The following is a 3,103-nucleotide window of genomic DNA, read 5'->3' as shown; positions in this document are numbered from 1 at the left end:
ATTTAATTCATTTAGGGTCTCGAGAGACAAAAATTGAAAACACAAACAACGCACTTACTTTCAGTAGTGATCTTTATAGAGCAGATATTTTAGATATTAATGGAAATTATTTAGCAAAAACGGTTAAATCTATTGATGTTGGTCTTAAAACTTCAGACATAATTAGTAAAGAAAAATTACTGTTAAGTCTAAAAATTGTTTTTCCAGACAAAGATTTTAATGAAATTGAAAAAAAAATAGAAAAGAAAAAGTTTTTTTATTTAGAAAAAAAAATTTCTGAGGAAAAATATGAGCAACTTATGAAGTTGGGAGATAAATCTCTCATCCCTGAAGAAAAAGTGCTTAGAATGTATCCACAGAAAAATCTTTTTAGTCATATTTTAGGACAAATAGATAATGACAATAATGGAATTTCTGGATTAGAAAAATCGTTAAATGAAAATCTTAGATCATCTAGAGATCCAATTAAATTAACTGTTGATAAAGACATTCAATTTTTAATTAGAGAAGAATTATTAAAATATCAGGAAATTTTTAAAAGCAAAGGAAGTGCAGCGATTTTAATGGATGTTAATAATGGCAATATACTCTCTTTAGTTTCATTACCTGATTTTAATCCAAATGAGAGAAAAAATATATCTGATGTAAATTATATTAATAGAGTAACAAAAGGAACATATGAACTTGGTTCAGTTTTTAAAGTTTTTACTTTTGCAAGTGCTTTAAATGAGAAATTAATTGAACCAGACACTGAATTTTTAGACTTACCAAAATCAATTAAGTGTGACAAATATAGGATTGGAGAATATGATAATGAAATACCTTCAGATTTAACTGCTGAGCAAATTTTAGTTAGATCTGGAAACATAGGATCTGTACGAATTGCTCAAAAAGTTGGCCCAGAAAAATTTAAATCTTTTTTAGAGAATATTGGAGTATTGACTCAGCTTAATTTTGACATTGAAGAAGTGGCACCTCAAATTGATTATGATTTTGGAAAATGTAGATTGGCAACAGCTTCTTTTGGTCATGGAGTGGCAACAACCATTCTTCAACTAGCTAAAGGATATGCTATTTTAGCTAATGGTGGCTACGATGTAAATCCAACATTGGTTTTTAAGGAAAATAATAAAAAAAATAACAACAAAAGAATAATTAATAAAGGAATTTCAGAACAAGTTGTTAATGCTTTAAGAAAAATTGTTAATACAGAGGAGGGCACTGCTAGATTTGCAGATGTTCAAAATTATGAAATTGGAGGCAAAACAGGCACAGCCGATCAACCAGAGGGAGGAAAATATTCAGAGGCAAAAATAAATACTTTTAGTTCGGTATTTCCAACATCAAATCCACAATTTGTATTTGTTGTGATGTTAGATACACCTAAAAAATCAAAAGATTACTATTATAAGTATAGGCATAGAAAAGGTGGATGGAAAGGAACACTTTACAATACAGCTGGGTGGACATCAGTAGAAGTAGCAGGTAAAGTAATTGACAAAATTGGGCCTATTTTAGCCACAAAATATATACAGGTTGACTAATAATGTTACTTGGAAATTATTTTGATGGTATACACAAAAATTATAAAAAGTTATTTTTTTCAGGTATTTCTTTTAATACTAGATCATTAAAAAAAAATAATATTTTTTTTGCTATTAAGGGAAACAGTATAGATGGAAATAAATTCATTTCTAAAGCTATAGAAAAAGGCTCTAAAATAATTGTAACAGAACAAAAAATAAAAAATTTTCGTAATGGAATTTTGTTTATAAGAACAAAAAATATAAGAAAATTATTAGCAGAAATCTCATTTAAAATTTACAACAAAATACCAAAAAATTTAGTAGCTGTTACTGGAACTAATGGAAAATCTTCAGTTGCTGAATTTTATCTTCAAATAATGCAATTAAATAAAAAAAAAGTTGCTTCAATTGGAACATTAGGAGTTAAATCAAAAAATATTAATTTAAATTTATTTAATACAACAATTGATCCTATTAGATTAGGCCAGATCTTACAAAAATTAAAAAAAGAAAAAGTTGAAAACGTTATCATGGAAGCTTCCAGTCATGGACTAAAACAAAATAGATTAAATGGATTAAATTTTAAATCTGGAATTTTTACAAATTTATCACAAGATCATCTTGATTATCACAAAAATTTAAAAAATTATTTAAAAGCAAAACTTTATTTATTTGAGAATTTAATTGAAAAAAAAGGAAATATAATTACAGATAAAAATATACCACAATATAAAACAATCAAGGAAATCTCTTTAAAGAAAAAATTAAAATTATCAGCAATAAATGAAAAGAAAAGTAATTTTGAAATATTATCTCATAGATATGATAATGAAAATCAACTAATCAAATTTAAATATAAAAATTTAATTAAGGAAATTAATTTAAATTTAATAGGTAAAATTCAAATAAATAATATATTGATGGCCGCAATGGCAGCACAAAAAAGTAATTTAAATTTTGAAAATATTTTAAAAGTCTTACCGAAATTAAAACCAGTTGAAGGTAGATTAGAAAAAATTGGAACAATTAAAAATAATTCGACTGTTATTCTTGATTATGCACACACTCCTGATGCTTTAAAAATTTGTCTTTTAAATATTAAGGAGCAATTTCCTGATAAAAAGTTAAACCTTTTATTTGGCTGTGGCGGGAATAGAGATCAAAACAAAAGAATGAAAATGGGTAAAATAGCAAGTATTTATGCAGATAATATCTATCTAACTGACGATAATCCTCGTTCCGAAAACCCAGTAAATATAAGAAAAGATATTAAAAAGGGTATCAATGCTAATAAAATTACAGAAATTTCTAATAGAGGAATAGCAATATCCCAGGCTATTAAAAATTTAAAAAGCGGAGATATTTTATTAGTTGCAGGAAAAGGGCACGAAAACACACAGGAAATTGGTAAAAAGAAAATCAAATTTTCCGATAGAATAAAAATTCTAAAAGAAATCAATAAAAAAAACAAAAATTTATCCGATCAATTAAAAATTAATATAATTAAAGAACTTTCTAACACTCAAAAATTACCAAAGTCTATTTCTATAAATAATGCGAGTATTAATTCTAATGAA

General features: G+C 25.7%; 2 protein-coding genes. Both read left to right on the top strand.

Features of this window, described 5'->3' with window-relative positions; all coding sequences use genetic code 11:
* The coding region (locus AMN99_RS01650; RefSeq protein WP_075506108.1) for a peptidoglycan D,D-transpeptidase FtsI family protein at window positions 1–1,544 on the top strand (1,544 nt) is incomplete at its 5' end.
* A gap of 2 nt (window positions 1,545–1,546) precedes the next feature.
* A partial coding sequence (locus AMN99_RS01645; RefSeq protein WP_075506107.1) for a UDP-N-acetylmuramoyl-L-alanyl-D-glutamate--2,6-diaminopimelate ligase occupies window positions 1,547–3,103 on the top strand: 1,557 nt, incomplete at its 3' end.

The sequence above is a fragment of the Candidatus Pelagibacter communis genome (assembly GCF_001180225.1).
Classification (GTDB): Bacteria; Pseudomonadota; Alphaproteobacteria; order Pelagibacterales; family Pelagibacteraceae; genus Pelagibacter; species Pelagibacter ubique_D.
This window is presented reverse-complemented; position numbering and strand designations above follow the sequence as displayed.